The organism is Streptomyces sp. SAJ15 (assembly GCF_007595705.1).
Taxonomy (GTDB): Bacteria; Actinomycetota; Actinomycetes; order Streptomycetales; family Streptomycetaceae; genus Streptomyces.
On the sequence record NZ_NISY01000005.1, the window covers coordinates 205,409 to 230,436 of the forward strand.

General features: G+C 74.0%; 14 protein-coding genes. 1 reads left to right on the forward strand and 13 read right to left on the reverse strand.

Features of this window, described 5'->3' with window-relative positions; genetic code table 11:
* Positions 1-78: 78 nt before the first annotated feature.
* The 9 genes from CD790_RS16170 to CD790_RS16210 all read right to left on the reverse strand — a co-directional run bounded on the left by CD790_RS16170 (position 79) and on the right by CD790_RS16210 (position 20,449).
* Positions 79-456: a GYD domain-containing protein gene (locus CD790_RS16170; protein WP_186319046.1), complete on the reverse strand. Its 378-nt coding sequence runs from the start codon at positions 454-456 to the stop codon at positions 79-81.
* Between the two features lie 264 nt (positions 457-720).
* Entirely contained in the window at positions 721-1,719 is a 999-nt protein-coding gene (locus CD790_RS16175) for a class I SAM-dependent methyltransferase (protein WP_260867620.1), read from the reverse strand.
* Between the two features lie 134 nt (positions 1,720-1,853).
* The gene (locus tag CD790_RS16180; RefSeq protein WP_144383929.1) at positions 1,854-2,618 is read right to left on the reverse strand and encodes a thioesterase II family protein; all 765 of its coding nucleotides are present in this window, start codon (positions 2,616-2,618) and stop codon (positions 1,854-1,856) included.
* 113 nt (positions 2,619-2,731) lie between these two features.
* On the reverse strand, positions 2,732-5,899 hold the full coding sequence (locus CD790_RS16185) for a non-ribosomal peptide synthetase (protein WP_144383930.1): 3,168 nt from the start codon (positions 5,897-5,899) through the stop codon (positions 2,732-2,734).
* Positions 5,896-11,511, reverse strand: coding sequence for a type I polyketide synthase (locus CD790_RS16190; RefSeq protein WP_144383931.1), 5,616 nt, complete (start codon positions 11,509-11,511; stop codon positions 5,896-5,898). The genes CD790_RS16185 and CD790_RS16190 overlap by 4 nt, the downstream gene beginning before the upstream one ends.
* Positions 11,504-17,854 (reverse strand): type I polyketide synthase, encoded by a 6,351-nt coding sequence (locus tag CD790_RS16195; protein ID WP_186319047.1) that lies wholly within the window; start codon positions 17,852-17,854, stop codon positions 11,504-11,506. The genes CD790_RS16190 and CD790_RS16195 overlap by 8 nt, the downstream gene beginning before the upstream one ends.
* A 513-nt stretch (positions 17,855-18,367) precedes the next feature.
* The gene (locus CD790_RS16200) at positions 18,368-18,691 is read right to left on the reverse strand and encodes a hypothetical protein (RefSeq protein WP_144383933.1); all 324 of its coding nucleotides are present in this window, start codon (positions 18,689-18,691) and stop codon (positions 18,368-18,370) included.
* Between the two features lie 108 nt (positions 18,692-18,799).
* A complete protein-coding gene (locus CD790_RS16205) occupies positions 18,800-19,453 on the reverse strand; it encodes an ATP-dependent Clp protease proteolytic subunit (RefSeq protein ID WP_313956517.1) in 654 nt (217 codons plus the stop codon).
* A gap of 153 nt (positions 19,454-19,606) precedes the next feature.
* Positions 19,607-20,449 (reverse strand): thioesterase domain-containing protein, encoded by an 843-nt coding sequence (locus tag CD790_RS16210; protein WP_186319048.1) that lies wholly within the window; start codon positions 20,447-20,449, stop codon positions 19,607-19,609.
* 118 nt (positions 20,450-20,567) lie between these two features.
* Between CD790_RS16210 and CD790_RS16215 the strand changes: the two genes are divergently transcribed.
* Positions 20,568-20,858: a type II toxin-antitoxin system Phd/YefM family antitoxin gene (locus CD790_RS16215; RefSeq protein WP_144383935.1), complete on the forward strand. Its 291-nt coding sequence runs from the start codon at positions 20,568-20,570 to the stop codon at positions 20,856-20,858.
* A 615-nt stretch (positions 20,859-21,473) separates the two neighbouring features.
* On the opposite strand, the gene CD790_RS16220 is transcribed toward CD790_RS16215, so the two are convergent.
* The 4 genes from CD790_RS16220 to CD790_RS16235 form a co-directional block, all read right to left on the reverse strand.
* A complete protein-coding gene (locus tag CD790_RS16220) occupies positions 21,474-22,985 on the reverse strand; it encodes an adenylosuccinate lyase family protein (RefSeq protein WP_144383936.1) in 1,512 nt (503 codons plus the stop codon).
* A complete protein-coding gene (locus tag CD790_RS16225; RefSeq protein WP_399217627.1) occupies positions 22,982-23,194 on the reverse strand; it encodes a hypothetical protein in 213 nt (70 codons plus the stop codon). Before CD790_RS16225 ends, CD790_RS16220 begins: the two co-directional genes overlap by 4 nt.
* A 186-nt stretch (positions 23,195-23,380) precedes the next feature.
* Positions 23,381-23,953: a hypothetical protein gene (locus tag CD790_RS16230; RefSeq protein ID WP_144383937.1), complete on the reverse strand. Its 573-nt coding sequence runs from the start codon at positions 23,951-23,953 to the stop codon at positions 23,381-23,383.
* Positions 23,954-24,036: 83 nt separating this feature from the next.
* Positions 24,037-24,876: a maleylpyruvate isomerase family mycothiol-dependent enzyme gene (locus CD790_RS16235; RefSeq protein ID WP_144383938.1), complete on the reverse strand. Its 840-nt coding sequence runs from the start codon at positions 24,874-24,876 to the stop codon at positions 24,037-24,039.
* Between the last annotated feature and the right edge of the window lie 152 nt (positions 24,877-25,028).

Genomic DNA, 25,028 nt, shown 5'->3' on the forward strand with positions numbered 1-25,028 from the left:
GCCGCGGGCACGCCGGCACACCGCCGGAAGCCGTCGTGTCGAATTCACGACGGCTTCCGTCGGGTGATGGGCGAGAAACTACTCAGCGGCCTTTTCGGCGTCCTCGGACTCCGGCGGCGACTGCGGCGGGTAGAAGAGGTCACGGGCCGGCTCGGCGCGCTTCAGGGCACCGACGAATTCATCGGTGTCGACCAGCGGAATCAGCTTGCTGTTGCTGAAGGCGCCGGTCGAGTAGCCCGTCAGCACGGCGGCGTGGGCGGCCTCAAGGTCCGGGAAGTCGACGACGACGGCGAAGTTGTACTCGACGTCGCGGGTGAACCAGTAGTTCACGACCTTTCCGCCGAGGGAACCGTAGAACTTGAAAGCGTGCTCGTCCCGGGCGACGATGCCCTCGGGATTGTGCAGCACACCCCGGACGACTTCCTGTGAATACTGGGCAAGAATCAGGTACTGCACGACAACACCCCTCAAGGAAAAACCAGCTTTCCGCAGATGCTGCCTGGCGGGCCGAGACCACGACAGACCTCTGTCAGCAAGACGACAGGCCCTGTCGCGCTGCGGCCACGGGGCGGTGTCCGGGCGGCGGGTTCAGCGACGTGAGCGGCGGTGCGGCGTCGGCGTGTCCCGAACACGGGTCAGGGGCGCAGACGGGGTCCGCGCCCCTGACGGGCGGTGGCCGACGCCCCGGTGCGCCGCTGTGGGCACCGGGGCGTCGACACGTCACTCCACGGGAACGAGGTGGAACATCACGCTGTCCGCCGGCACGGAGATGGGGTGCGCTCCCTCCACGCGCCAGCCGGCCTCCTCGAAGACCGGGCCCCACTCCTCCAGGGTGGGCAGGTAGTCGCCCATCACGGCGTGGGCGAACTCGAAGGCCATGCTGAAGATGGGCATGTCGCGGTCCCCGTACGCGGTCGTGCGGGTCGCGTCGGCGAGCAGGAAGTGCTTGAGGTCGGGGAAGACCTCCCGGATGCGGCGCAGGGAGGCGACGGCCTCGGCACGGGGCCAGAAGTCGTGGCCCATCATGAACGAGGTCAGCAGGTCGACCCCGGCGTACTCGGGGCGCGGCTCGAGGGCCGTGGCGTCGCCCTGGGTGATGGTGATCCGGTCGGCGAGGCCCGCCTCCGCGACGGCCTTGGTGGCGACGTCGATGGCTCCGTCGGCCGCGTCGATGCCGAGACCCCGCACGCCGGGCCGGGACTGGGCCAGCCGGATCAGGCGCCCGCCGCTGCCGGAACCGAGGTCCGCGACGTAGCTGAAGTCCAGCCCGTTCACGACCGGCAGGAAGACCGGGTCCCACCACTCCGCGTTGATCTCACGGCAGGCGACGCTGATGGCGGCCGCGTCGCGCCGGTAGAAGGAGCCGACCCGGTTGTCGGTGCGCATCAGGTCCGGGAGGGTGCTGAACAGCTCCCCGCACCCGCGGGTCATCCAGTGGAACAGGGACTTGGAACGGTCCGCCTCCGCGAAGTTCGGGCCGGGCCGGACGGCGTCCTCGTGGTCGGGGTCCCGGCTGACCACGTCGGCCGACGCGAGCACCCGCACGAGTTCCCGCAGGGAGGCCGCGTCGAGCCCGCGTCCGGCCGCGAACTCCCCCATCTCCAGGGAGCCCTGCTCGCGTATCGCGTCGAAGACGCCGATCTCCCACGCCGCGCTGATCGACCATGCCGCCAGGGCGTGGTTGTACACCTCGGTCATCGTCGCGCCAGTCTTGTTCACGCCGTACTCCTCGTGGGGTTCTGTTGCTTCTGTTGCTTCTGTTGCTTCTGCTGCGGTTGCTTCGGTCGGATCGGTGGGATCTGTCGGTCCGGTGGTTCCGGCGGATGCCGGTGGTGGGCGGTCCATGGGGGGCCTTACGCGGACACGCGGCGCAGCGCGTCGCGGATGTGCTCGGCGACGGCCTGCTCGTGCCGGTGGAGGAAGAAGTGGTCGTCGTCCATCAGGTGCAGCCGGAAGTCGCCGTCGGTGTGCTCGCGCCAGTTCTCCACGGACCAGGTCGGCACCTGGTCGTCGCGGGTCCCGCCGAAGGCGGTGACCGGCATGGCGAGCGGCGACCGCGGTCGGTAGCGGTAGCTCGCCAGGACGGAGAAGTCGGCGCGGATCCGCGGCAGGCACAGGTCGAGGAGGTCCTCGTCCTCGAACAGTTCGCGCGGGGTGCCGTTGAGTCGCCGCACCTGCGCGACGAACTCCTCGCGGGGCAGGTCGTGAATGCGCCACTCGGGGCGTTCCACGTCGGGGGCCGCGCACGCGGACACCGCGAGCAGCCGCGCGGGGGTCCCCGTCGACTCCGCCAGGCGGTGGGCGATCTCATACGCGAGCATGCCGCCCATGCTGTGCCCGAAGAGGGCATAGCGGTCTCCGGCCCAGGGCGCGATGGCCGTCGCCAGGCGTTCGGCGAGGGTGTCGAAGTCCTTCTCGGGCTCTTCGTGGAACCGGTTCTCGCGGCCCGGGAGCTGCACGGGGACGAACGTCGCGTCGGCGTCACCGCGGTGGGCCCAGGTGCGGTAGAGGCCGGCGCCGCCGCCCGCGTAGGGGAGGCAGAAGACCCGGACCGGCGCCTCGGGGTCGGGCAGGCCGAAGGGGAACACTACGGCGGGGTCGTCGCGTGTGGGGCTCATGAGGTCCTTTCCGATGAGCGAGCGGTGGCCGTCGGGCCTGCCCGCGGGGGGATGGTCGGTGGCGCCCGGGGCGTGGCCGGGTGGTCTCCCGGGCAGCCGGTGTGCCCGTGGGGTCAGGAGCCGGGGGTCGACGTGGGGTCGAGGGCGGCGGCGCAGGACGCGACGGTGGGGTTCTCCAGGACCGCGCGTACGGAGAAGTCGACCTGCCATTCCTGGCGGACGCGGGAGGCGATGCGGGTGGCCTTGATGGAGTTGCCGCCCAGGACGTAGAAGTCCTCGTGGAGGCCGACCTCTTCCAGGCCGAGGGTCTCGGCCCACAGCTCCGCCATCCTGCGCTGGGTCGGGGTGGCGGGCGCCGTGTCCGCGCCGACCGGGGCGGTCCGCTCGGGCTCGGGCAGCGCCGCGTGGTCCAGCTTCCCGTTGGCGGTCAGGGGCAGCGAGTCCAGGGTGACGAAGGCGTTGGGCACCATGTAGTCCGGCAGCCTCTTGCGCAGCAGCTCGCGCCAGTCGTCCGCCACCTGTCCGGCGTCGGGCGCCAGGACCAGGTAGGCCACCAGGAGCTGGTCGCCGGCTCCCGCGCCGTCGCGGACGACGACGGCGGCGTCCTTCACCGCCGGGTGGTCGCGCAGCGCGCTCTCCACCTCGCCGGTCTCGATGCGCAGGCCGCGGAGCTTGGTCTGGCCGTCCACCCGGCCGACGAACTCCAGCCGTCCGTCGGGCCGCCAGCGCAGCAGGTCCCCGCTGCGGTAGAGGCGGGAGCCGGGCACGTCGGAGAAGGGGTCGGCCGGGAAGCGCTCGGAGGTGAGCTCCGGGCGGTTGAGGTAGCCGCGGCCGACCTGGACACCGCCGAGGCACAGCTCGCCGGGGATGCCGACGGGGACGGGCTGGCCGTTGCCGTCGAGCACATGGAGCCGCACGCCCCGCACCGGGCGCCCGACCGAGGGCCAGTTCCCGTCGGCCGCGCACTCCTCCACCGTGGCCCAGATGCTGGTCTCCGTGTGCCCGTAGACGTTGAACACGCGGACGTCGGGGCACCAGCGGGCGAGCAGCTCCGGGGAGACCGATTCGCCGCCGAGCACGATCCCGCGCAGGTGGGGCAGCCGGGCCCGGGCGTCCAGCGGCAGGGCGGCCAGCGCGGAGGGGGCCATGACGAGCCAGCTGACGCGCTCGCGTTCCAGCAGGTCGACCAGGGCCGGTCCGGGCATGACGTCGTCCCGCGTGGCCAGGCAGAGGACCGCGCCGGTGCCGAGGGCGAGGAAGACCTCGAACACCGAGGCGTCGAAGCTCGGGGAGGCCCACTGGAGCACCCGGTCCCCCGGGCCGGCGCCGAACGCCTCCCGCTGGGCGAGGCAGCTGTTCACCGCTCCGCCGTGGGTGACCAGGGCGCCCTTGGGCCGTCCGGTGGACCCCGAGGTGTAGATGACGTACGCGAGGTCGTCGGGCTCGACGCCGCCGGGGAGGGCCCGCGTCGGCCACCGGTCGAGGGCCGCGCCCGGCTCGTCCAGCAGGATCCGGGGGACGTCCAGCTCGGGCAGGTGTCCGCACGCCGTGCCGCTCGTCAGCAGCAGGGAGAGCCCGGCGTCCCGGCTCATGAAGGCCAGGCGCTCCTCGGGGTAGGCGGGGTCGAGCGGCACGAACGCGCCGCCGGCCTTGAGCACCCCGAGCATCGCGACGATCAGGTCCGTCGAGCGGTCCAGACAGAGACCGACCCGGAGGTCGCGGCCGATGCCGTGGTCGCGCAGCAGGTGCGCCATCTGGTTGGCGCGCTCGTCGAGCTGTCGATACGTCAGCGTCTCGGCGCCGAAGGTCAGGGCCGGGGCGTCCGGGGACAGCGCCGCCCGCTCTTCGAAGAGCTGCTGGAGGCAGAGCGTGGACGGTGCCGCGGTCTCGCCGCGTCCCCACGCGTCGATGGCGCGCCGCTCCTCGTCGGTCAGCAGGGAGATCTCCCGCGGCGGGAGCGTGAGGTCGGCGGCCAGGGTCTCCAGGATCGTGGCGTAGTGGCCCAGCAGCCGCTCGACGGTGGCCGCGTCGAAGCGGCTCCTGTCGTAGCCGATGCGCAGGCTGATCTCCTCGTCGGGGATGACGAGGACGGCCAGCGGATAGTTGGTGTGGTACCTGTACTCGCCCCGTCGGACGGTGAGTTCGCCGCTGCGGTTGCCCAGGTCGCCCATCCTCGGCACGTTGAGGATCGTCATGATGCTGTCGAACAGCGGCTCGCCCGGCTCCGCGTCGCTCCACTGCTGCACCTCGGCCAGGGGGCTGGCGAGGTGCTGACGTACGCCGGTCTGGGTGGCCTGCATGCGCGCGCAGGCCTCGACGAACGGGCGGTTCGGGTCGAGGTGGGCCCGCAGCGGCAGCGTGTTGATGAACAGTCCGAGCGTGTCCTCGATCCCGTCGAGCTCGGCCGGGCGGTGCGTCATGGTCATCCCGAAGACGACGTCCGACTGGTCGGTGTAGCGGCTCAGGAGCAGGCCCCAGGCGGTCTGCAGCACGGTGCTGAGGGTGAGCCGGTGCTCCCGGACGAGGCGGCGCAGGGCGTCGCCGGTCTCCCTGGAGAGCGTTCGCGTCACCTCCGGGTTCTCCCGGTCGTCGCCTCGCGCCCCGTTCGGCCGCTCCGCCAGGTGCTGCGGGGCCGCCACGGCCAGCGGCGCCGGCCGGAAGCCGGCGAGTTGGGCGCGCCAGAACTCCTCGGTGCCGCGCGTGTCCTGGCCGCGCAGCCAGGTGACGTAGTCGTGGTACGGCCGCACGCGGGGGGTGGGCGGCGTCTCGCCCCGCACCAGGCGGTCGTAGTGGACGAGCACGTCCTCCAGCAGCATCAGGGCCGACCAGGCGTCCAGCAGGATGTGGTGGTAGCGCAGGACGAAGATGTGGCGCCGCTCGGCGACCCGGATGAGGTGCAGCCGGAACAGGGGCGGGCGGTCCAGTCGGAAGCCGCGACCGCGGTCGGCGCGCAGGAAGTCCTCCAGGCGCTCCTCGACGCCCGCCGCCTCGCCGGTGTCGGCGTCCCGCCAGTCGTGTCGCTCGACGCGCGCGGAGCCGTGGGCGTGGACGACCTGCGCCGGCTCGGCGATCTCCTCCCAGTGGTACGACGTGCGCAGGATGGTGTGCCGGTCGACGGCCCGCTGCCAGGCCCGTTCCAGCGCGTCGGGGTCCAGGTCGCCGTCAAGGGTCTGGATGATCTGGTCGACGTAGAAGGACGTACCGGGGTCGAGGATGGTGTGGTACAGGAGGCCCTGCTGGAGCGGGGAGAGGGGGTGGACTCCCTCGATGCTCGTGGTCATCGGCTCCGCCTTTCTGTGGTGCTGTCGTCGGCTGGGGTGTCGTCGGCCGCGTCCGTGCGAGCCTCGGGTGCGGGCTCGTCGGTCATGACGGCGCCGAGACGCGAGAGGAGCCGTCGCAGGTCGCCCTCGGCCAGATGGCTGCCGGTCACGCCGGAGGGCGTGGGGGCGTCGGGCGCCGGGGCCGGCCGGTCGCGCTCGTCGGCGGGCGGCGGGGTCACCGTGCCGGCCGACGCGGCGAGTTCGGCGATCGTGGGGTGGGCGAAGAAGTCGGCCTCGGTGAGCCGGATGCCGGCCTGCTTGGCCCTGCTGACGATGCGCAGGCTGGTGATGGAGTCGCCGCCCAGCCGGAAGTAGTCGTCCTCGACGCCGACGGGGTGGATGCCGAGCAGCGACTCCCAGATCGCCACGAGCGCGGCCTCCCGGTCGTCGCGGGGCGCGACGGCGGGCCCGAGGGTGTCGGGGCGGTCGTAGACGGTCTGCCGGTCGGCGGACCGGCCCTCGCGACGGGCGCGGGCCGCGGTGTCCGCCGCGGACGAGCGCCTGCCGCCGGCCTCGCCGGCGTGGACGTACGCGTGGTGGACGCCGGTGCGCAGCACGTCTTCCAGGGCGCGGAACGCGGGTTCGGGCTCCAGCATGCCGAAGCCGCTCTCGCGTACCCGGCGGCCGGCGTGCTCGTCGAGGGTGGCGACCATCCCGGAACCGCTCCACGGCCCCCATGCCACGCTGGTCGCGGGCAGTCCGAGGAACTGCCGGTGGTGGGCGAGGGCGTCCAGGAACGCGTTGGCGGCGGCGTATCCGCTCTGGCCGCGCGAGCCCATGAGGGCGGCCACGGACGAGTAGAGGACGAAGAACTCCAGCTTGGCGTCGTGCGTCAGCCGGTGCAGGTTCCAGGCGCCGCGCATCTTGGGGGCCATGACCGCGCGCAGTCGGCCGGCGTTCTGCCGCCGCACGCTGCCGTCGTCCAGGACGCCGGCGGCGTGGATCACGCCGCGCAGCGGCGGCATGGCGGCGGCCACCTCGGTGAGGACCCGCGCGACGGCGTCGAAGTCCGCGACGTCGGCCTGGTGGACCACCACCTCGACGCCCGCCCGCCGCCACTGCGCGACGCGCTCCCCGGCGGTCCCGGAGGGCGCCGTGCGTCCGACGAGGGCGAGGTGCCGGGCACCGCGCCGCACCAGCCAGTCGGCGGTGTGCAGGCCGAGCGCGCCGAGCCCGCCGGTCAGCAGGTAGGTGCCGTCCGGTCGCACGAGTTCCTCGGGGGCGGCCGTCCCGGGCGGGGCGACCCGCTCCGTTCCCGCGACGTACCGCCGGCCGTCGCGGATCGCGACCTGGTCGTCGTCGCCGCGGGCGAGCGCCTCGGCGGTCAGCGCCGCGGCCTCGCTCCGCGGCGACCGCCCGGCCGGGTCGAGGTCGAGGAGGACGCAGCGTACGTCGGGGTTCTCGGCGTTGGCGATGGCGGCGAGGCCCCACAGCGGGGCGTGCGTGACGTGGACCGGGTGGGCGGAGAGCGACCGTGTCCCGCGCGTGGCCACCAGGACCCGCGCACGGTGCCCGGGGGCGCCCAGTGCCTGGAGGACGGCGAGAAGGGCTCCGGTCCCGCTCTCCTGGGCCCGGTCGAGGTCGTCCGCGGTGGGCTCCTCCCGAGGCTCGTCCAGTCCCCACAGGAACGCCACGTTCGAGGGCGGTTCGGACCCGGCGTGCTCCCGGAGGAGCGTGGCGACGCCGTCCGCGTCGCGGGCCGCGGCCTCGACCAGGGTGACCCGCTGCCCGGCCTCGTCCAGCTGTGCGGCCAGGGCCGCCCCCACACCCCCGCGGTCGGCGAGGATCAGCCAGTCCTCGGCGGCCGGTGTGCCGGCGGGCTCGGCGTCCACGGCCTTCCACGCGGGGCGCCGGACGACGGCGGTGTCCCGGCGCAGCAGGGCGTCCGCCGCGACCCGGCGCACCCAGAGGCCGTCCAGCCGCAGCACGGCCTCGCCGTCGTCGTCGAGCAGCAGGACGTCGGCGACGACCGTGTCGCCGTCGGGGCTCTGCTCCGGGTGCTCCCGCACGCGGCACCACAGGGGTGCGGACGGCGGCTCCTTGTGGAAGCGCAGCGCGTCGAGCCGGATCGGGACCCGCACGCCGAGTTCGGCGTCCGGCCGGGCCGACCAGGCCAGGGCCACCACGGCCTGGACGCACGCGTCGACGAGGCCCGGGTGCAGCAGGAACGGCCCGTCCCCGCCGTCGTGGGGCGGCGGCACCATCCGGATCAGCAGCTCGCCTTCACGGCGGGTCAGTTCGCCGAGGCGACGGAAGCCGTCGCCGAGCTCGGCGCCGCTCTCCCGCATGGCGGTGTAGAAGTCCGCGCCGTCCAGTCGCCGGCCCGGCCGGTCGAGCAGGTCGCCGAGCGCGGGCGGTGGGACCTCCGCCTCGGACCCGGTGCGCACGGTGCCCACGGCGTGTGTCGTCCAGGCCCGCTGGTCGGTGGTTCCGGCGGGCGCGCTGACCACGCGGAAGGCCCGCGGCTCGGTGTCCTCGCCGGCGGCGGGGGCCGGGGCGCCGTCGGGCCCGTCCGGGCCGTCGATGATCAGTTGGATGTCGCGCTCGGCGTCGTCCAGCGCGAGCGCCTGCGGGAAGGAGACCCCCTCCAGCACGGCGTGCCCGCCGGCCCCCTGCCGCGCGGCGAGGTCGTGCACGGCGGCGACGGTCATGGCGAGGTGGGACGCGGCCGGGACCACCACCTCGTCGAAGAGCACGTGGTCCGCGAGGAAGGCCGGGGAGTCGGCCGTGAAGCGGGTCTGGTGGACGGTGTCGCGCAGCGCGGGCGAGCTCAGCCGGGTGCCGGGGAAGACGGGCGTGCCCGCCGGCCGTGAGCCGCGTGCGCCCCGGGTGTCCCGCCAGTAGCGCTTGCGTCCGAAGGGGTACGTGGGCAAAGACACCCGGCGTCCGCCCGATCCGGCGTGCACCGCCCGCCAGTCGATGTCGGCCCCGGCCTCGTACAGCCGCCCCAGGGTCTGGAGGATCTGCCGCCCGTCGTCGGCGCGGCGGGACAGGGAGGGCAGCCAGAGCCGATCCCCTCGCGGGTCCAGGCCCTGCTTGGTGACCAGACGGGTCAGGACGGGGTCCGGTCCGATCTCCAGGGCGGCGTCGAAGCGCCGCTCCAGCAGCGTGGCCACGGCGGGCAGGAAGCGGACCGCGTCGCGGGCGTTGCGCCGCCAGTAGTCCGCCCCCGCCATGTCCTCACCGCGGACGCGCCCGCCGGTCACCGTGGAGATGACGGGGATCGTCGCCGGCGCGTGCGGCACATCGGCGGCCAGGGCGCCGAACGGCTCCAGCATCGGGTCCATGAGCGCCGAGTGGAACGCGTGCGAGGTGGTGAGGCGGCGGACGCCGACGCCCTCGGCCTGGGCCCGCGTCAGCAGCTCGTCCAGGGCGTCGGCGGCGCCGGAGACGGCCGTCTGGTGCGGGCCGTTGACCGCCGCGACGCTCAGCCGGCCGTCGAAGGGGGCCAGCAGGGCCCGGACGGTGTCCTCGTCGGCCGCGACGACGGCCATCCCGCCCTCGCCGGGCAGCCGCCCCATCAGGCGGCCGCGTTCGGCGACCAGCGTCAGGGCGTCCTCCAGGCGCAGCACTCCGGCGGCGCAGGCGCCCGACAGCTCGCCGATGCTGTGGCCGAGGACGACGGAGGGCGTGACGCCCCACGACCGCCACAGCGACACCAGCGCGTAGGCCAGGGAGAACAGGGCGGGTTGGGCGTACTCGGTGCGGTCGATGAGCGTCGGGTCGGCGTCGTCCGCGTACAGCAGGTCCGTCAGGGACCAGCCGTACCGCTCCCGCAGCAGCCCCGCGCAGGTGTCGAGCGCCTGGCGGAACACCGGCTGGGTGGCGTACAGACCGGCGCCCATCCCGACGTACTGGGAGGCCTGCCCGGTGAAGAGGAAGGCGGTGCGGAACTCCCGGCCGCCGCCGCGCGGCGCGGACCCGGTGGCCGGCGCCCGCCAGGCGGCGAGCTGGGCGGCGAGGTCCTCGGTGTCGGACGCGGCGAAGAACGCGCGGTGGGCGAAGTGGGCCCGTCCGGTGTCGGCGGAGTACGCCAGGTCCGCGCAGTCGAGCTCGGGGTGGAGCTCCAGGTGCCGACGGTAGCGCTCGACGACGCGGCCCAGGGCGGCCTCGTCCCGCGCGGACAGCGCGACCGGGTGCGGGGCCGGGCGGACGGTGTCCCCGGCCGGGGGCGGGGGCGGGGCGACGGCGGGGGCCTCGGCGACGATCACGTGGGCGTTGGTGCCGCCGATGCCGAAGGAGCTCACTCCGGCCGTGCGGGGCCGCTCGCCCCGGGGCCAGGGGCGGGCCTCGGCGGGCACGTCGAGCAGCAGCTCGTCCCAGGAGACCTGCGGGGTGCGCTCCCGCAGGTGCAGATGGGCCGGGATCTCCTGGTGCTGGAGCGACAGCACCACCTTCATCAGGCCCGCGACACCGGCGGCCGCCTCCAGGTGACCGAGGTTGGTCTTCACCGTGCCCATCAGGAGCGGGCGTTCCGGTGAGCGTCCGCCGCGGTAGGCGGCGCCGAGCGCGTTCGCCTCGATGGGGTCGCCGATGGGGGTGCCGGTGCCGTGGGTCTCCACGTAGTCGACGTCCGCGGGCGCCACCCGTGCGGCCTTCAGGGCGGTGGTGATGAGGTCCTTCTGGGCGCTGCCGCTGGGGACCGTGAGGCCGCTGCCGCGGCCCCCGTGGTTCACCGCGGAGCCGCGCAGCACGGCGAGCACGGTGTCCCCGTCGGCCTGGGCGTCCGACAGTCGCTTGAGCACGACCATCCCGGCGCCCTCGCCGCGGGCGTACCCGTCGGCCGCGGCGTCGAAGGCGCGACTGCGCCCCTGGGGCGAGAGCACCCCGGCCTGGGACAGGTCGACGGTCATCTCCGGGGAGACCATGAGGTGGACGCCGCCGGCCAGCGCGAGGTCGCACTCCCCGGAGCGCAGGCTCTGCATCGCCAGGTGAACGGTCACCAGCGACGAGGAGCATCCGGTGTCGACCGCCAGGGACGGGCCGTGGAGGCCCAGCAGGTACGAGATGCGACCGGCCGCCACGCAGAACAGGTTGCCGGTGGCCATGTGCCCGTCGAGCCGGGTCAGGTCGGCGGTCTGCAGGAGTTTGTAGTCGTCGATGCCGATGCCGACGAACACACCGGTCTGGGATCCCCGGAGGCTGGTGGGGTCCTGCCCCATGTGCTCCAGGGCTTCCCAGGCGACCTCCAGGAGCAGCCGGTGCTGCGGGTCGAGCGTCTCGGCCTCCCTCGGGGGGATGCCGAAGAACTCGGCGTCGAAGGTGTCGATGGCGTCCAGGAACCCGCCGCGCCTGGCCCGGGTGGTGCCGGGGCGTGCCCCCTCGGGGTCGTGCAGGCTCTCGGCGTCCCACCGCCCCTCGGGGACGGTGGAGGTGGCGTCCGTCCGGGACCGCAGCAGGTTCCAGTACGTCTCGGGGTCGTCGACTCCTCCGGGGAAGCGGCAGCCCATGCCCACCACGGCGATCGGCTCGGGAGGCGGGGTGGTGTTGGACCGCTGGCGGCGCAGGCGCTCCTCGAGGAGGCTCCGCTGGGCGGCGGGGAGCGCCGCGATGCGGTCGGCGATGCTAGTCATGGGTCGTGTCCCCTCCGGGCTCGTTCCCCAGCGTGAGCTGGTCCAGGTACCGGGCCGCCTCGTCGGCGGACAGGCTCTCTACCTCGGCGAGCAGTGCCGCCATGTCCTCCGGGTCCGCGGGGTCCGAGGTGTCCGCGGCGTCGGTGTCGTGGGCGGTGTGCGCGCCGTTCGCGTCCCGCGGGGGCTCGGCGTCCGCCTGGTGCGCGCCCGGGGTGAGCGCCAGCTCGTCGAGGAGGTGGGCGGCGAGGGCGGCGCAGGTCGGGTGGTCGAACGGCAGCGTCCCGGGGATGGTCAGTCGGTCTCCCAGGTCCTCGCGCAGCCGCGTCACGAGTTTCAGCTTCATCAGTGAGTCCAGGCCGAGTTGGAAGAAGCCCGTGTCGGGGTCGACGGCGTGGTCCGCGGAGAAGCCCGCGATGTCGGCCACCAGGGCGCTCAGGTGGGCGATCAGCTGCTCCAGCCGGTCGCCGGGTTCGGTCGCGGCCAGCCGGTCGGGCAGCGACAGCGCGGCGGCGGTGTCCTCCGCGTCCGGTGCGGCGTCCTCGTCGACGGCTCCGTCCGGACCGTGTACGAGGGCGAGCAGGCCGCTGTTGGCGGTGGCGGGCAGCCAGCTGCGGTACGCGGCCCAGTCGACGGAGTACACACCCAGTTGGGCGGTGTCACGGGCCAGGATCCGGTCGAGCAGCGGTGCGCCCTGTGCCCGGTCGATGGTCCGGGCCCCGCGCTCGCTCCACCGGTAGCCCGCCGCGGCCGTCGAGTCCGTCATGCCGACGCCCTGCCAGGGGCCCCAGTTGACGCTGGTGGCGGGCAGTCCGAGTGCCCTGCGGTGGTGGGCCAGGGTGTCCAGAGCGGCGTTGGCGGCCGCGTAGTTGCCCTGCCCGGGGGAGCCGAGGACGGCGACGAACGACGAGAAGAGCACGAAGAAGTCGAGCGGCAGCTCACGGGTGCACACGTCCAGGTGGTGAGCGCCGTGCACCTTGGGTGCCAGCACCGCCCGGTACCGGTCCCAGTCCTGCTGGAGCAGCGTGCCGTCGTCGAGGACGCCGGCGGCGTGGAGGACGCCGCGCAGCGGCGGGCGTTCGCGGCCGAAGGACGCCACGAGCTCGCGCACCTCGTCGGCGCGCGTCACGTCGGCGTGCACGACGTCCACCCGGGCGCCCGTCGACCTGAGCTCCGCCAGCGCCGCGCGGGCTTCCGCACCGGGCGAGCCGCGGCCGACCAACACCACGTGCCGGGCTCCGGCGTCGACCATCCAGCGCGCGGCGACCAGGCCGATTCCACCGAGTCCCCCGGTGATCAGATAGCCGCCGTCGGCCCGCATCGCCACCGGTCCGGTCGTGCCGGACTTCTCCTCCACGGCCGTCACCCGCGCCACATGGCGCCGTCCGGCGCGGAAGGCCACCTGGTCCTCGCCGTCTCCCGCGAGGAGTTCGGCGACGAGAGCGGTGCCCGCCGTGTCCCCCGGGGCCGGGTCGAGGTCCACGAGACCGCCCCACACCTCGGGGTGCTCCAGGGCGACGACGCGCCCGAGGCCCCACAGCGCGCCCTGACCGGCGGAGCCCTCGACGGGGGCTTCGCCCACGGGCTGCGCCCCCGACGTGACCAGCCAGACGCGCGGTGCCCTTCCGTCCTCCCAGGAGGCCAGGGCGCGCACCGTGGCGAGCGCCGGGCGCAGCGAGCGCTCCAGGTGCTCCCCGAGGGTCGCGTCCGGTGCGTCGCCCACCAGGTGCAGCACGCCGCGGCAGGCGGGGCCGGACGCGCGGACGGCCTGGCGCAGGGCGTCGGGCAGCTGGGTCTCGGGGTCCGTGGGGACCGGGAGGACGGTGCAGCGCTGTCCGGCCGTGCGCAGGGCCTGGGAGACCGAGCGGGTCAGCGGCCCCTCCGGGTCGTCCGTCAGCACGATCCAGGCGTGGCGGTCGGCGGTCCCGGTCGTGCCGGTGAGCGGCCGCTCGTGCCACCCGAGGTGGTGCAGCCACGGGTACGCGTCCTCGTCGCCGGCCGTGAGCCGTCGCAGGAGCGCGGGGAGCAGCTCGCGCTCCGCGTTCGACAGTCCGCCGCGGCGGGCCATCTCGTCGGCGACCCGGTCCACCTCGCCGCGGGCCAGCAGGTCGAGGAGCGTGCCCGCGGCGGGCTCCGTCGCGGTCAGCGGCGCCGGGGTGATCCAGTGCCGTTCGCGCTGCCACGGGTAGTCCGGCGTGGTGACCAGGCGCCCGGCCGCGGGGCGTACGGCCTTCCAGTCGATGGGGTGCCCCTGGGCCCAGAGGGTGCCGACGGCCTCCCGCAGAGCCCGCCGCTCCCCCGTCTCACGGCGCATGGTCGGAACGACGACGCCCTCGTGGCCGGTGTGCTCCAGGCTCTGCGCCGCCGGCGCCACCAGCACGGGGTGCGGCCCGAGTTCCACGAACGTCCGGTGTCCGGCGGCGGCGAGCGCCTCGACGGCCGGGGCGAACCGGACGGGCTCGCTGATGGTCCGCACCCAGTACGCGGCGTCGAAGTGCGTTCCGGGGCGGAACTCCGCGTCGATGGTGGAGAACACCGGGATGTCGCACGCCCGCGGCCGGACGTCGGCCAGGAGGCGGCCCAGCTCCTGCTCGTACGCGCGCATCCGCGAGCTGTGCGAGGGGTAGCCGACGCGCAGCTCCCGCCGGAAGACCGCCGGGTCGAGGCTGTCGAGCAGCGCGCGCAGGGCCTGGGTCTCGCCGCTCACCAGCGTGGTGCGGGGGCCGTTGACGGCGGCGATGGACACCTCGCCGGAACCGGTCTCCAGGAGCTTCGCCACGTCCGGCGCCGCCAGGCCCACGGCGGCCATCCGGCCGGTGCCGGTCGCCTTCTGCAGGGTGCGGCCCCGGTGCAGCGCGACCAGCAGCGCGTCCTCCAGGGTGAGGGCGCCGGCGCAGTAGGCCGCGGCGATCTCACCGGCGCTGTGTCCGATGACGGCGGCGGGCCGGACGCCCCAGGAGCGCAGGAGTTCGGCGAGGCCGGCCTGGAGGGCGAAGAGGGCGGGCTGGGTGATCTCCGTCTCGTCGATGCGCGAGGAGTCCTCGGGCGCGTGCAGTTCCGCGATCAGGGACCAGCCGGCCTGTGCGGTCAGCCAGCGGTCGCACCGTTCGAGGACCTCACGGAAGGCGGGTTCGTGGGCGAGGAGTTCACACCCCATGCGCGCGGCCTGGGCACCCTGTCCCGAGAAGAGGAAGACCGGTCCGGTCGTCGTGCGCCGGGCCTTGCCCGTCATGAGGCCCTCGACCGCGCGGCCGGCCTCGTACGCCTCCAGCAGGTCGGCGAGTTCCCCGGCGGTGGTGAAGACGGCGGCCGCGCGGTGCTCGTGCTGGTCGCGGGCGTGGGCGGCGGTGTGGCTCAGGTCGTCGAGGTCGACCCGGCCCGTCCCCTCGACCAGTCCCCGGGTGTCGCGGGCCAGTTGACGCAGCGCGGGGGCGCTGTGGGCGCTCAGCGGCAGGACGCGCACGCCGTGGGCCGGTACGGCCGGGTCGGCGAACTTCTCCGCCGCGGGAGGCAGCTCGGCCGGGTTCAGGTCGGCGGGGAGGACCTTGCGCCAGGTGAGGTCGCGTCCGGCGCGGTACAGCTCGCCGAGGGCGCTCAGCAGGGTCTCGCGGGCGCTCTCGTCGCGCCGCTGGGAGGCCAGCACGTGGACTCGCGCGCCGCGGTCGGCGGCGACGGCCGTCACCGGGCCGGTGAGCACGGCGTGCGGGCTGATCTCCAGGAAGTGGTCGTAGCCCTGGTCCAGGAGCAGGTGCACGGCCGGCGCGAAGAGCACGGGCCGGCGCAGGTTGTCCGCCCAGTAGTCGGCGTCGAGTTCGGCGCCGTCGACGACGTCCGCGGTCACCGAGGACACCATCGGCAGGGATGCCGTGGTGGTCCGGATCCCGCTCAGGGCGGCGCGCAGTTCGGGCAGGAGCGGGTCACACTGCGCGCTGTGGGAGGCGACGCTCATGTTCACGCGTCGGCATCGCACGCCGCGGGCGTTCAGGTCGGCCAGGAGCGCGTCGAGGGCTTCGATGTCGCCGGACAGGACCGAGGTCGTGGTGGAGTTCGCGCCCGCGGCGTCGACGCCGGGGTGGTCGGCGAGGAGCCGGGGAACCTCGGCGAAGGGCACGTCCACGACGGCCACGGCCCCGTCGCCCTCGATCCGGCTCATCAGGCGGCTGCGCTCGCACACGACCCGCACCGCGTCATCGAGGCTGAGGGCGCCCGCCACATGGGCGGCCGCGACCTCGCCGAGGCTGTGTCCGACGACGGCGTCGGGCTCGACGCCCCAGGAGCGCCAGAGGGCGGCGAGCGCGATCTGGACGGCGAAGACGGCGGGCTGCAGCACGGCCGTGTCGTCGAGCCTGGAGTCCGCGGCGCCGCGGCGCAGTTCCTCGACGACGGAGATCCCGGACCGAGCGTCGATCAGCGCCGCGCACTCCTCCAGCGCCGCGCGGAAGACGGGTTCGCCGTGCAGCAGGTCGAGGCCCATGCCGCACCACTGCGAGCCCTGGCCGGAGAAGACGAACGCGAGGCGGGAGGGGGCCGTCGTGGTGGGCGGGGTGACGCCGCCGGCGATGTCGCGCAGGGTGCCGAGGAGTTCGTCCCGGGTGCGGACCGTCGCCGCCACGCGGTGCGGGTGGCCGCTCAGGTTCAGTGCGGCGGACGCGCACCAGTCCGCGACGGAGTGCGTGGGCGTGTCGGCCACCGCGTCCAACAGCGCGCCCGCCGTCGTCCTCAGGTCCTCGGGGGTGGGACCGGACAGCGCGAGCGGCTGCGCGGGGCTGGTGGGCGGGCCTTCCACGACGACGTGGCAGTTGGTGCCGCCGAAGCCGAAGGAGCTGACGCCCGCGAGGAGCCGGTCGCCGCCGTGGGCCGGCCAGTCGGTGGGCTCGGTCGGGACGGCGAGGCGCAGGTCGGCGAAGGCGATGTCGGGGTTGGGCGCGGTGTGGTGGAGGGTCGCGGGCAGCACGCGGTGCCGCATGGACAGCACCACCTTGATGAGCCCGGCGATGCCGGCGGCCGCCTCCAGGTGGCCGATGTTGGTCTTCACCGAACCGACCAGCAGGGGCGCGTCCGCGGGCCGGCCCGCGCCGAGGACCGTACCGAGGGCGTGCGCCTCGATGGGGTCGCCGAGCCGGGTCCCGGTGCCGTGCGCCTCCACGTACTGCACGTCGTGCGCGTCGACGCCGGAGCGGGCGTAGGCCGCGCGGAGCATGGCCTCCTGCGCCGCCGGGTTGGGGGCGGTGAGGCCGTTGCTGGGGCCGTCGTTGTTGACCGCGCTGCCCCGGATCAGGCAGTGGATCCGGTCCCCGTCGGCCAGGGCCGCCGAGAGGCGCTTGAGGACGACGACACCGCCGCCCTCACCGCGGACGTAGCCGTCGGCGGAGGCGGCGAAGGCCGCGGACCGCCCGTTCGGGCTCATGGCGCCGAGCTTCGACATCGCGGCGCTGCCCTCCGGGGCGAGCACCAGGTTGACGCCTCCGGCCAGGGTCAGGGTGCTCTCGCCGGACCGCAGGCTCTGGCAGGCCAGGTGGAGGGCGACGAGCGAGGAGGAGCAGGCGGTGTTGACGCCGATGCTGGGCCCCTGGAGCCCGAGGGTGTACGAGACGCGGGCGGGCACGATGCTCGGCTCCTGGCCGGTGGCGGTGTGCTGTTCGATCGCGTCGAGGCCACGCCCGGCCAGACGTGCGTAGTCGCTCCACAGGGTGCCGAGGAAGACGCCGGTACCGCTGTCCTTCAGGGAGGAGGGGCGCACTCCGGCGTTCTGCAGGGAGCTCCAGGCGAGTTCGAGGGAGAGCCGCTGCTGGGGGTCCATCTGCGCGGCTTCGCGCGGACTGATCCCGAAGAACCGCGGGTCGAACTTGTCGACATCGGTGAGGAAGCCACCGCGACGGGTGCTCAGCTTCCCCTGGGCGGCCGGGTCCGGGTCGTACAGGGCCGCGGAGTCCCAGCGCTCGGCGGGCACGTCGGTGACGGCGTCGGTTCCGGAGCGCAACAGGTCCCAGTACGCGTCCACGTCGGGGGCGCCGGGGAAGCGGCAGGCGATGCCGATCACGGCGATGGGCTCGTCGTCCGGCGCCGCGGCGCCGGGCCCGGGCGACGTCGCGGACGGCTCGGCCACGGGCCCGCCGTCGGCGAGTGCGCCGGAGAGGCTCGCGATCGTCGGGTAGTGCCAGGCCACGGTGGGCGCGAGCGATATCCCGAGGTGCGCGGCCAGTCGCGCGGTGAGGGCGGTCATGCCCTCGGAGTCCATCCCCAGATCCCGGAACTGGGTGTCCATGTCGGCGTCGCGGACCGCTGTTCCGACTTCTTTCTCTACTTCTTGCCTAAGCCAGTCGGCGATGCCGTCCACGGTACGCACTTCCGCGCCCCCCGCTCCATGATGATGAATGACAACCAAGAGAGAAACATGACGTGAAACTGACCGGTTATTTACCCGGAAGGCGGAACCTCTCGCCGGAAGCCGAGCGCATACGTGGGCAGCACGGAACCACCGCAACGCGGAATGCTCTCGACCCGGAAAACCGAAGGCCGCGAGTGAAGATCAACTTCTTTGTAACCCGACCGACGAAGACCAGTCAATCAATTTCCGAGGCCGAACAGTTGATTGTCCGTTACATCCGGGTATCGACCCATGGAATCCGTCACATTGACGGCATAACAGAGCCACTCGACAACGACGCGCGACCGGCGAGACGCAATCGATGCGAGCAGCGAGATAAATGCAACTAGATGTAGTTTGCAATTATTACCCCATGGCAATGCGGCGCCGATTCAACCGCGTCACTTTGGAGTTTCTTTACCGAAGCAGAACGACGGACGGGCACCGACGGCGATCCAAGGCCGTCAGTGCCCGTAGAGAAGGAGGTATCTTTCAGGAGGAGCCGCCGGGCGGCACCCCCTCGCCGGAAGGACCGAGACGCGGAAGGAATCGGTCGCCATCAAGAGATTGCAAAGCTTCGGTCATGGTGCGTACATGAATCTCCTTCTCATGGCGCTCGAACATCAGAGAAAGCGCGTCGCGCAGCGCTCGCGTCTCGGAGACGAGCGCCTGCGCTGCCCGCAGAGCCGTGTACGTCCCCGTGGTCTGGGTGGGGTTGACGCTGCTCAGACGCTTCAGCACCGCCAGGTAGGCATCCACCACCTGGCCTTCGGCCTCGGTGAGAGCCGGGACTCGGGGACCTTCGGAAAACATCATGGACGCGACCGCCTGTCTGTACTCGACTTCTCCATGCCCTCTCGGCGACCTCTCCCGCGCCGGGTGGCGGCCGGACCGAGCGCGGTCCGCCGGCACCCGGCGCGCCGGTTAGACCAGCTGGTTGTTGCGGGGCACGACGACCTGGTCCACGATTCCGTACTCCAGGGCTTCCTGGGCGGTGAGGATCTTGTCGCGCTCGATGTCCTCGCGGACCTTCTCGAGCGGCGCGTTGGAATGCTTGGAGAGGAGCTCTTCGAGCTGGTCCCGCATCCGCAGGATCTCCGCGGCCTGGATTTCAAGGTCCGAGACCTGGGCGCGCCCCAGTTCGGTGTACGGCTGGTGAATGAGGATCCGGGCGTTGGGCAGCGCCATACGCTTTCCCGGAGTGCCCGCCGCCAGCAGGACTGCGGCGCCCGAAGCGGCCTGCCCGAGGCACACCGTCTGAATGTCGGGCTTCACGTACTGCATGGTGTCGTAAATGGCCGTCAGCGCCGTGAACGATCCGCCCGGGCTGTTGATGTAGAGGGCGATGTCCCGGTCCGGGTCCATCGACTCCAGGCACACCAACTGCGCCATGATGTCATTGGCCGACGCGTCGTCGATCGGCGCGCCCAGGAAGATGATGCGCTCCTCGAAAAGCTTGGCGTACGGGTCGTATTCACGGGTCCCGTGAGCGGTGCGCTCGACGAATCGCGGCACCACATAGCGCGCCTCGGGGCGGGGCAGTCGAGCGGCGGCGTGGTCGGCGGTGTTCGGATTCACGAAGTCCTCCTGGTTCAACTGGCGGAAACCGCCCGACGGGCGATTGTCGAAGCTACGAAATGTGCGCACCGCGCGGACCGCGGACCGCGCGAGGCGAGCGAGGCGGTGCCGTACCGCACCTCGCGGTGTGGTCGGTTACCCGGAAGCGGGCCTTCACCGCTGCGTCGTGGCGCCGGCCCCGGCGGGGGCCGCCGGGTCGCCGGGGGGTGCCGGTGTCGCCGCCCAGTCCTCGACGGCCTGGTCGATCACCCGGGCGACATCGGCGAGCCGAGCCTCGTCCATCATCGAGTAGTGCGTGCCGCCGGCCCACGCGACGGGCACCGGACGCCCGACGACCGTGGACCAGCCGAGGCAGTCCGGCGCGGCGTTCCAGCCGGTCTCGTCCCGCGCCCTGATCATCAGCAGCGGCGCGGCACAGGGCCGCGCCTGCCATCCCCCGTCGAAGATCCCCTGATGCCAGGCGTAGACGTCCCAGAAGGGACGCAGGTCGGCGCCGGTCAGACCGGGCGTGTCGCTCGCCACGGCGATCAACTCCGCCGCGTGGTCGAGCAGTTCGTCGACCGAGGTGGCGCCCGTGCCGGAGAGGTCGACTCCGAGGAGGCCACCCACCTCCGTGGCCGGGTCGGTCGTCCGCCCGTCCAGGATGTCGTGGGTCGCGCTGTCCAGAAGGATGACGCCCGCCGGAGCGTGCCCCCGCTCCTCGCTGAGTCGCGCCATCTCCACGGCCACCGGGCCGCTGAAGGACCAGCCGACGAAGATGGGCGTGGCGTCGGAGTCGGCCGCGCGGAACTGCGCGAGGTAGGTCTCCGCGATCCCCTCGATGGATCGGGGGGCGGCGGGGTCGATGCCCGACGCCTGGAAGGCGTACACGGAGCAGTCCGAGGCCAGGTGCGGCCGCAGCGCACGGAACGACGCCGCCGATCCGCTCGCCGGGTGGATGAAGACCAGCGCGTGCCGTCCGCTGGACTCCCTGAGACGGACCAGGTTCCCGCCCACTTCAACAGCTCCTTGTTCGCTCTCGTACACGGTCGACCGACGGGCAACGCGCGCGTTCCCCCCGGCGAAAACGTTGTCAGCCAAATGTACAGGACGTACAGAACGTAGGATACGCAGCATGGCCTATGAGATTCCGGTGACGCAAGCCAGGTCCGAGCTGGCGGAGCTCATCAACCGCGTGGTGTACGGCGGCGAACGCGTCGTGGTGACCCGGCACGGCAAGCCGCTCGTCGCCCTCGTGTCCGCCGCGGAGCTGGAGCGGCTCGAATCCGCCCAACAGGAGGCTCCGGAGCAGGTGATCGAGACCGTGTCCGTCGTGTCGGAGGTCCCCCCCACACCCGCCGAGCCGCTCCAGTTCGGCCTCGTCGCCGAGTACCAGAGGCCCTATGGGAGCTACGGGTCGTACTGAGCCCGCACGGCGGGCAAGTCCGCCGCCCGGTGCGCGCCGACACCCGGCGGCGAACGGCCGCCCCTGAAGGGGAACGGAGAACCGCGCGACCAGCCACCACGGTCACGCAGTCGATCGACGGCATGGCGCGGCACGTCCCGCGGAGCGCTGAGCCGGCTGGCGCCGGACGTTGGCGCGCGTGGCCGGCGCCGGGCGCGGCGCGCGTCGTCGATGCCGGGCGTAGGCGCGCGTGGCCGATGCCGGGCATGGCGCGTGTCCTCGATGCCGGGCGTAGGCGCGCGTGGCCGATGCCGGCGTGGCGCGCGTCCTCGATGCCGGGCGTAGGCGCGCGTGGCCGATGCCGGGCGCGGCACGCGTCCTCGATGCCGGGCGTAGGCGCGCGAGGTCGGCGCCGGCATGGCACGCGTCCTCGATGCCGGGCGTAGGCGCGCGTGGCCGATGCCGGCGTGGCGCGTGTCCTCGATGCCGGGCGTAGGCGCGCGTGGTCGGCGCCGGGCGCGGCGCGCGTCGTCGATGCCGGGCGTAGGCGCGCGAGGTCGGTGCCGGGCGCGGCGCGCGTCCTCGATGCCGGGCGTAGAGGGCGCGGGTTGGCGCCGGGCGGCGCGGCGCCGGTGGCTACCGCGCGGCCGGGCGGGCCGACGCCTCGTCGGCGGTGTGGTCGTCCGGCTGGGCGAGCGCGCGGTCGACCAGGGTGCCGGAGGCGCCGACGTAGCGTTCGGGGGCGCACAGCTCGGCGAGTTCCTCGGCGGTGAGGACGTCCGCGATCTCGGGGAGTCGTCCGAGGGCCTCGGCGAGCGGTCGCCCGGTGCGCCGCGCGGTCGTGGACGCCTCGTCGAGAAGGCGTTTGGCGGCCGTCCTGCCCAGCTTCGGGGCGAGCACGGCGCTGACGCGTTCGGAGACGACCTGGCCGCCGGTGAGTCGGAGGTTGTCGCGCATCCGCTCGGGCCGCACCTCGATCCCCTCGGCCAGCTCCGCCATGGTCGAACCGGCGCCGCCGACCAGGCGCAGGCACTCGCGGAGCAGCAGCCACTCCGCGTGCCAGCCGCCGGCGGACCGCTCGTCCTCCGAGACCAGCAGCTGGGTCAGTGCGCCGGCCAGCGCGGGGACTTGGAGAGCGGCGCTGCGGACCAGGGTGGCCAGCACCGGGTTGCGTTTGTGCGGCATGGCCGAGGACGCGCCGCGGCCGGCCACGGCGGGCTCGGCGACCTCCCCGATCTCGGTCCTCGCCAGGGTCTGCACATCGACCGCGATCTTCCCCAGGGCCCCGGCGGTGAATCCCAGCGCGGCCGCCAGGTCGGCGATCGGCGTGCGCAGCGCGTGCCAGGGCAGCCGGGGGCGGGCGAGCCCCGTCTCGTCGGCGAACGCGTCGGCCAGCCGTACGGCGTATCCGGCGGGGTCGAAACCCCCACGGCTCTCAGCGCCTTCAGTGCCCTCAGCGCCCAGGGGGCCTTCGGGGAACGCGGCGGAGTCCAGGCGCGCGTACTCCAGGTATCCGGCCAGCGTGCCGGCGGCGCCGCCGAGCGAGACCGGCAGCCCGTCCCGCTCCACCCGCGCCAGCCGGTCGTCTGCGTCCCGCACCAGTTGGCGCCATCCCGCCGCCTTGAGTCCGAAGGTGACGGGCACCGCGTGCAGGGCGAGGGTGCGCCCGGCCATCACCGTGTCGCGGTGCTCCGCGGCGAGCCGGGCCAGCGCGTGCGCCGTGCGGCACAGGTCCTCGCGGATCAGGCCCACCGCCCGGCGGGCGACCAGCATCGCGGCGGTGTCGAAGACGTCCTGGCTGGTGGAGCCGCGGTGGACGTACTCGGCGGCCGCCGGGTCGACGGCCGCCACCGCCTCGGTGAACATCCGTACCAACGCCACCACGGGGTTGGCCGACTCGCGGGCCGCCACGGCCAGCGCCCGTACGTCCAGCCCGCCCGCCCGGGCCACCTCCGTGATGGTCTCGGCGGCCTTCGGCGGCACGGTGCCCAGGCGCGCCTGGGCCCGGGCCAGCGCGGCCTCGGCGTCGAGCATGGCGGCCAGCCACGCCTCGTCGTCCACCGCCCGCTCGACCGGGGTCCCCGCGCGTACCGGGGAGAGCAGCCCGGCGTCCACCGGGGCGTCCGTCCTGTCGGCTCTGCTGTTCATGCGTTCACTCCCAGGGAATCGGTGACGGGCTGGTCCGACTCGCCCTCAAGGGAGGGGAGCTGTCGGATCGCCCGCGCGATCGCGTCCGAATCGCCCAGGGTGACGGAGTCGACGCCGGGACGGATACCGGCGGCGATCACCCAGTGGACATATCCGGTGGGGACGCCGTACGCGAACCGGCGCGGATGCGCCCGCCCGTCCGCCTCCACCAGCCGATAGGGCCGCTCGGCGACCGCGAGCCCGCCGGCCTCCCGCCTCCCGCCGCCGTCCCCGCGATCGCGGTACGGGGCCGCCGCCGAAGGCCGGCAGCCGGCGCGGCGGCGGAGGGGCGGTGCGGCGCGGATCCGGCTGGTGTAGCCGTCTCGATCAGCGCCGCGAGGTGTTCGCCGCCCCGGTCAGGGGTGACGGGCCTCGCACACCAGCCGCATGTCCCGGTGGGCCAGGTGCCAGACCGTGTGGTAGCTCTCCAGCAACGGCGAGGCCACATGGTCCAGTTCGCCCTTCTCCACCTGGAGCAGCGCGTTCTCCAGTCGCTCCGGGTAGCTCGCCCACAGCGGGGCGGCCGACGCGACCGCGTCCAGCGCGCCGCGCGCCTGCTCATGGAAGTCGCGCAGATCCTGCCCGACGGTGTCCCGGGCGCCCGCCTGGTACCCCGTCACCAGCCGCTTCAGCGTTCCGTCGTGGGCCTCGAAACCGGCCAGCGCCGCCCCGAGCGCGGCGCTCCCGGCCGGGTCGAGTCCGGCCAGCCATGCGGCCACCGCGGACGTCGCCGCCTCAGTGCCCTCGGGTGTGAGCCCGTACATCTCGCCGCGCGGGCTGCGCACCAGCCGCACTCGGCCGGCCTCGACCAGCCGGGTCAGCGCGTCCTCGGGCTCCGCCACTCCCCAGGCGGGGAAGCGCTCGGCGCCCAGCCAGCCGGCCACCCGCAGCGCGTGCAGGATGCCCCCGTCGACCTCGTGCATGCTCATCCGTCCGTCCTGCCTTTCGTGTCGTCTCCGTGCCCCGGGTACGCCCGGGGCCCGCGGATAGCGGATGCGTGCGGGCGCACGCGTCACAGATACGCCTGGGCGTGGGCGACGGCGAGCCGGGCCAGCGGGCCGTCCACCCGCAGTCGCTCCCGCGCCTCCGCGGCCGCTCGCCGCGTCACCGTCCTCACCCACGCCTCGGCGGGTCCGGAGACCACGTCGGTGGCCTCCGCCGGCCCGAACGTCCATCGCCCGAGCGGGCCCGCGTCCAGGTCGAGCCGGAGCGTGTGTCCCGGCGGCGTCCGCACCCGCGCCCGCAGCAGGGCGAACCGGAGCGTGTCATGGCCGAGGGAGGCCACGTGCCACGCCTCCGCCGTGAGCCGGTCCGGTGTGCCGAGCGCCCGTCCCAGGTCCCAGCCGTGCGCCCAACTCTCCATCAGCCGCGCCTGGGTGAAGGCGCCGACCGAGAGGCCGAGCCCCCAGGGCACCCGGGCCCGCGGCCCGGCCCCCGCCAGCGCGGCCAAGGTCGCCTCCTGCGCCCGGCACAGCCAGGCCACCAGCTCGTCCCGCCCGCGGCCGGCCCCCCGCGCGGCCCCGGCCGCGGTGAACGCCGCCGCGTCCGGATACGGGCGCAGCGCCTCGGCGAAGCTCCGCGGCCCCCCGGTGACGGTGTCGGCCGCGACCTCCTCGGTGTCCGCCAGGTGTCCGATCTGATGCCGCACCGTCCACCCCGCGGCCGGGGTGGGCAGCTCCAACTCCCGCTCGCCGACCCCGGCCAACAGCGCGCGCACCGCCTCGAACTGCCGCCGCAGGTCCCGCAGCGCGGTGCCGGGACCGGGGTCGACGCCCGGGTCGAGCCCCGAGGGTGCTCCCGACTCGACCGCCGGGCCGGCCTCCGGACCCGTCGCCGCGGCGGCGGCCCCCACCTCCCCACCCGGAGCCGGAACCCCGGCGACCCCCGCCGACCCCCCACCCCGCGACCGGTCGGCGTCCGACCCCGCTCCCGGCGCCGGCGGTGCCGTGAACGCGGCAGCGTCTGCCGCCCCGGGCGCCCGTACGGCTCCCGGAGGGGTGTCGG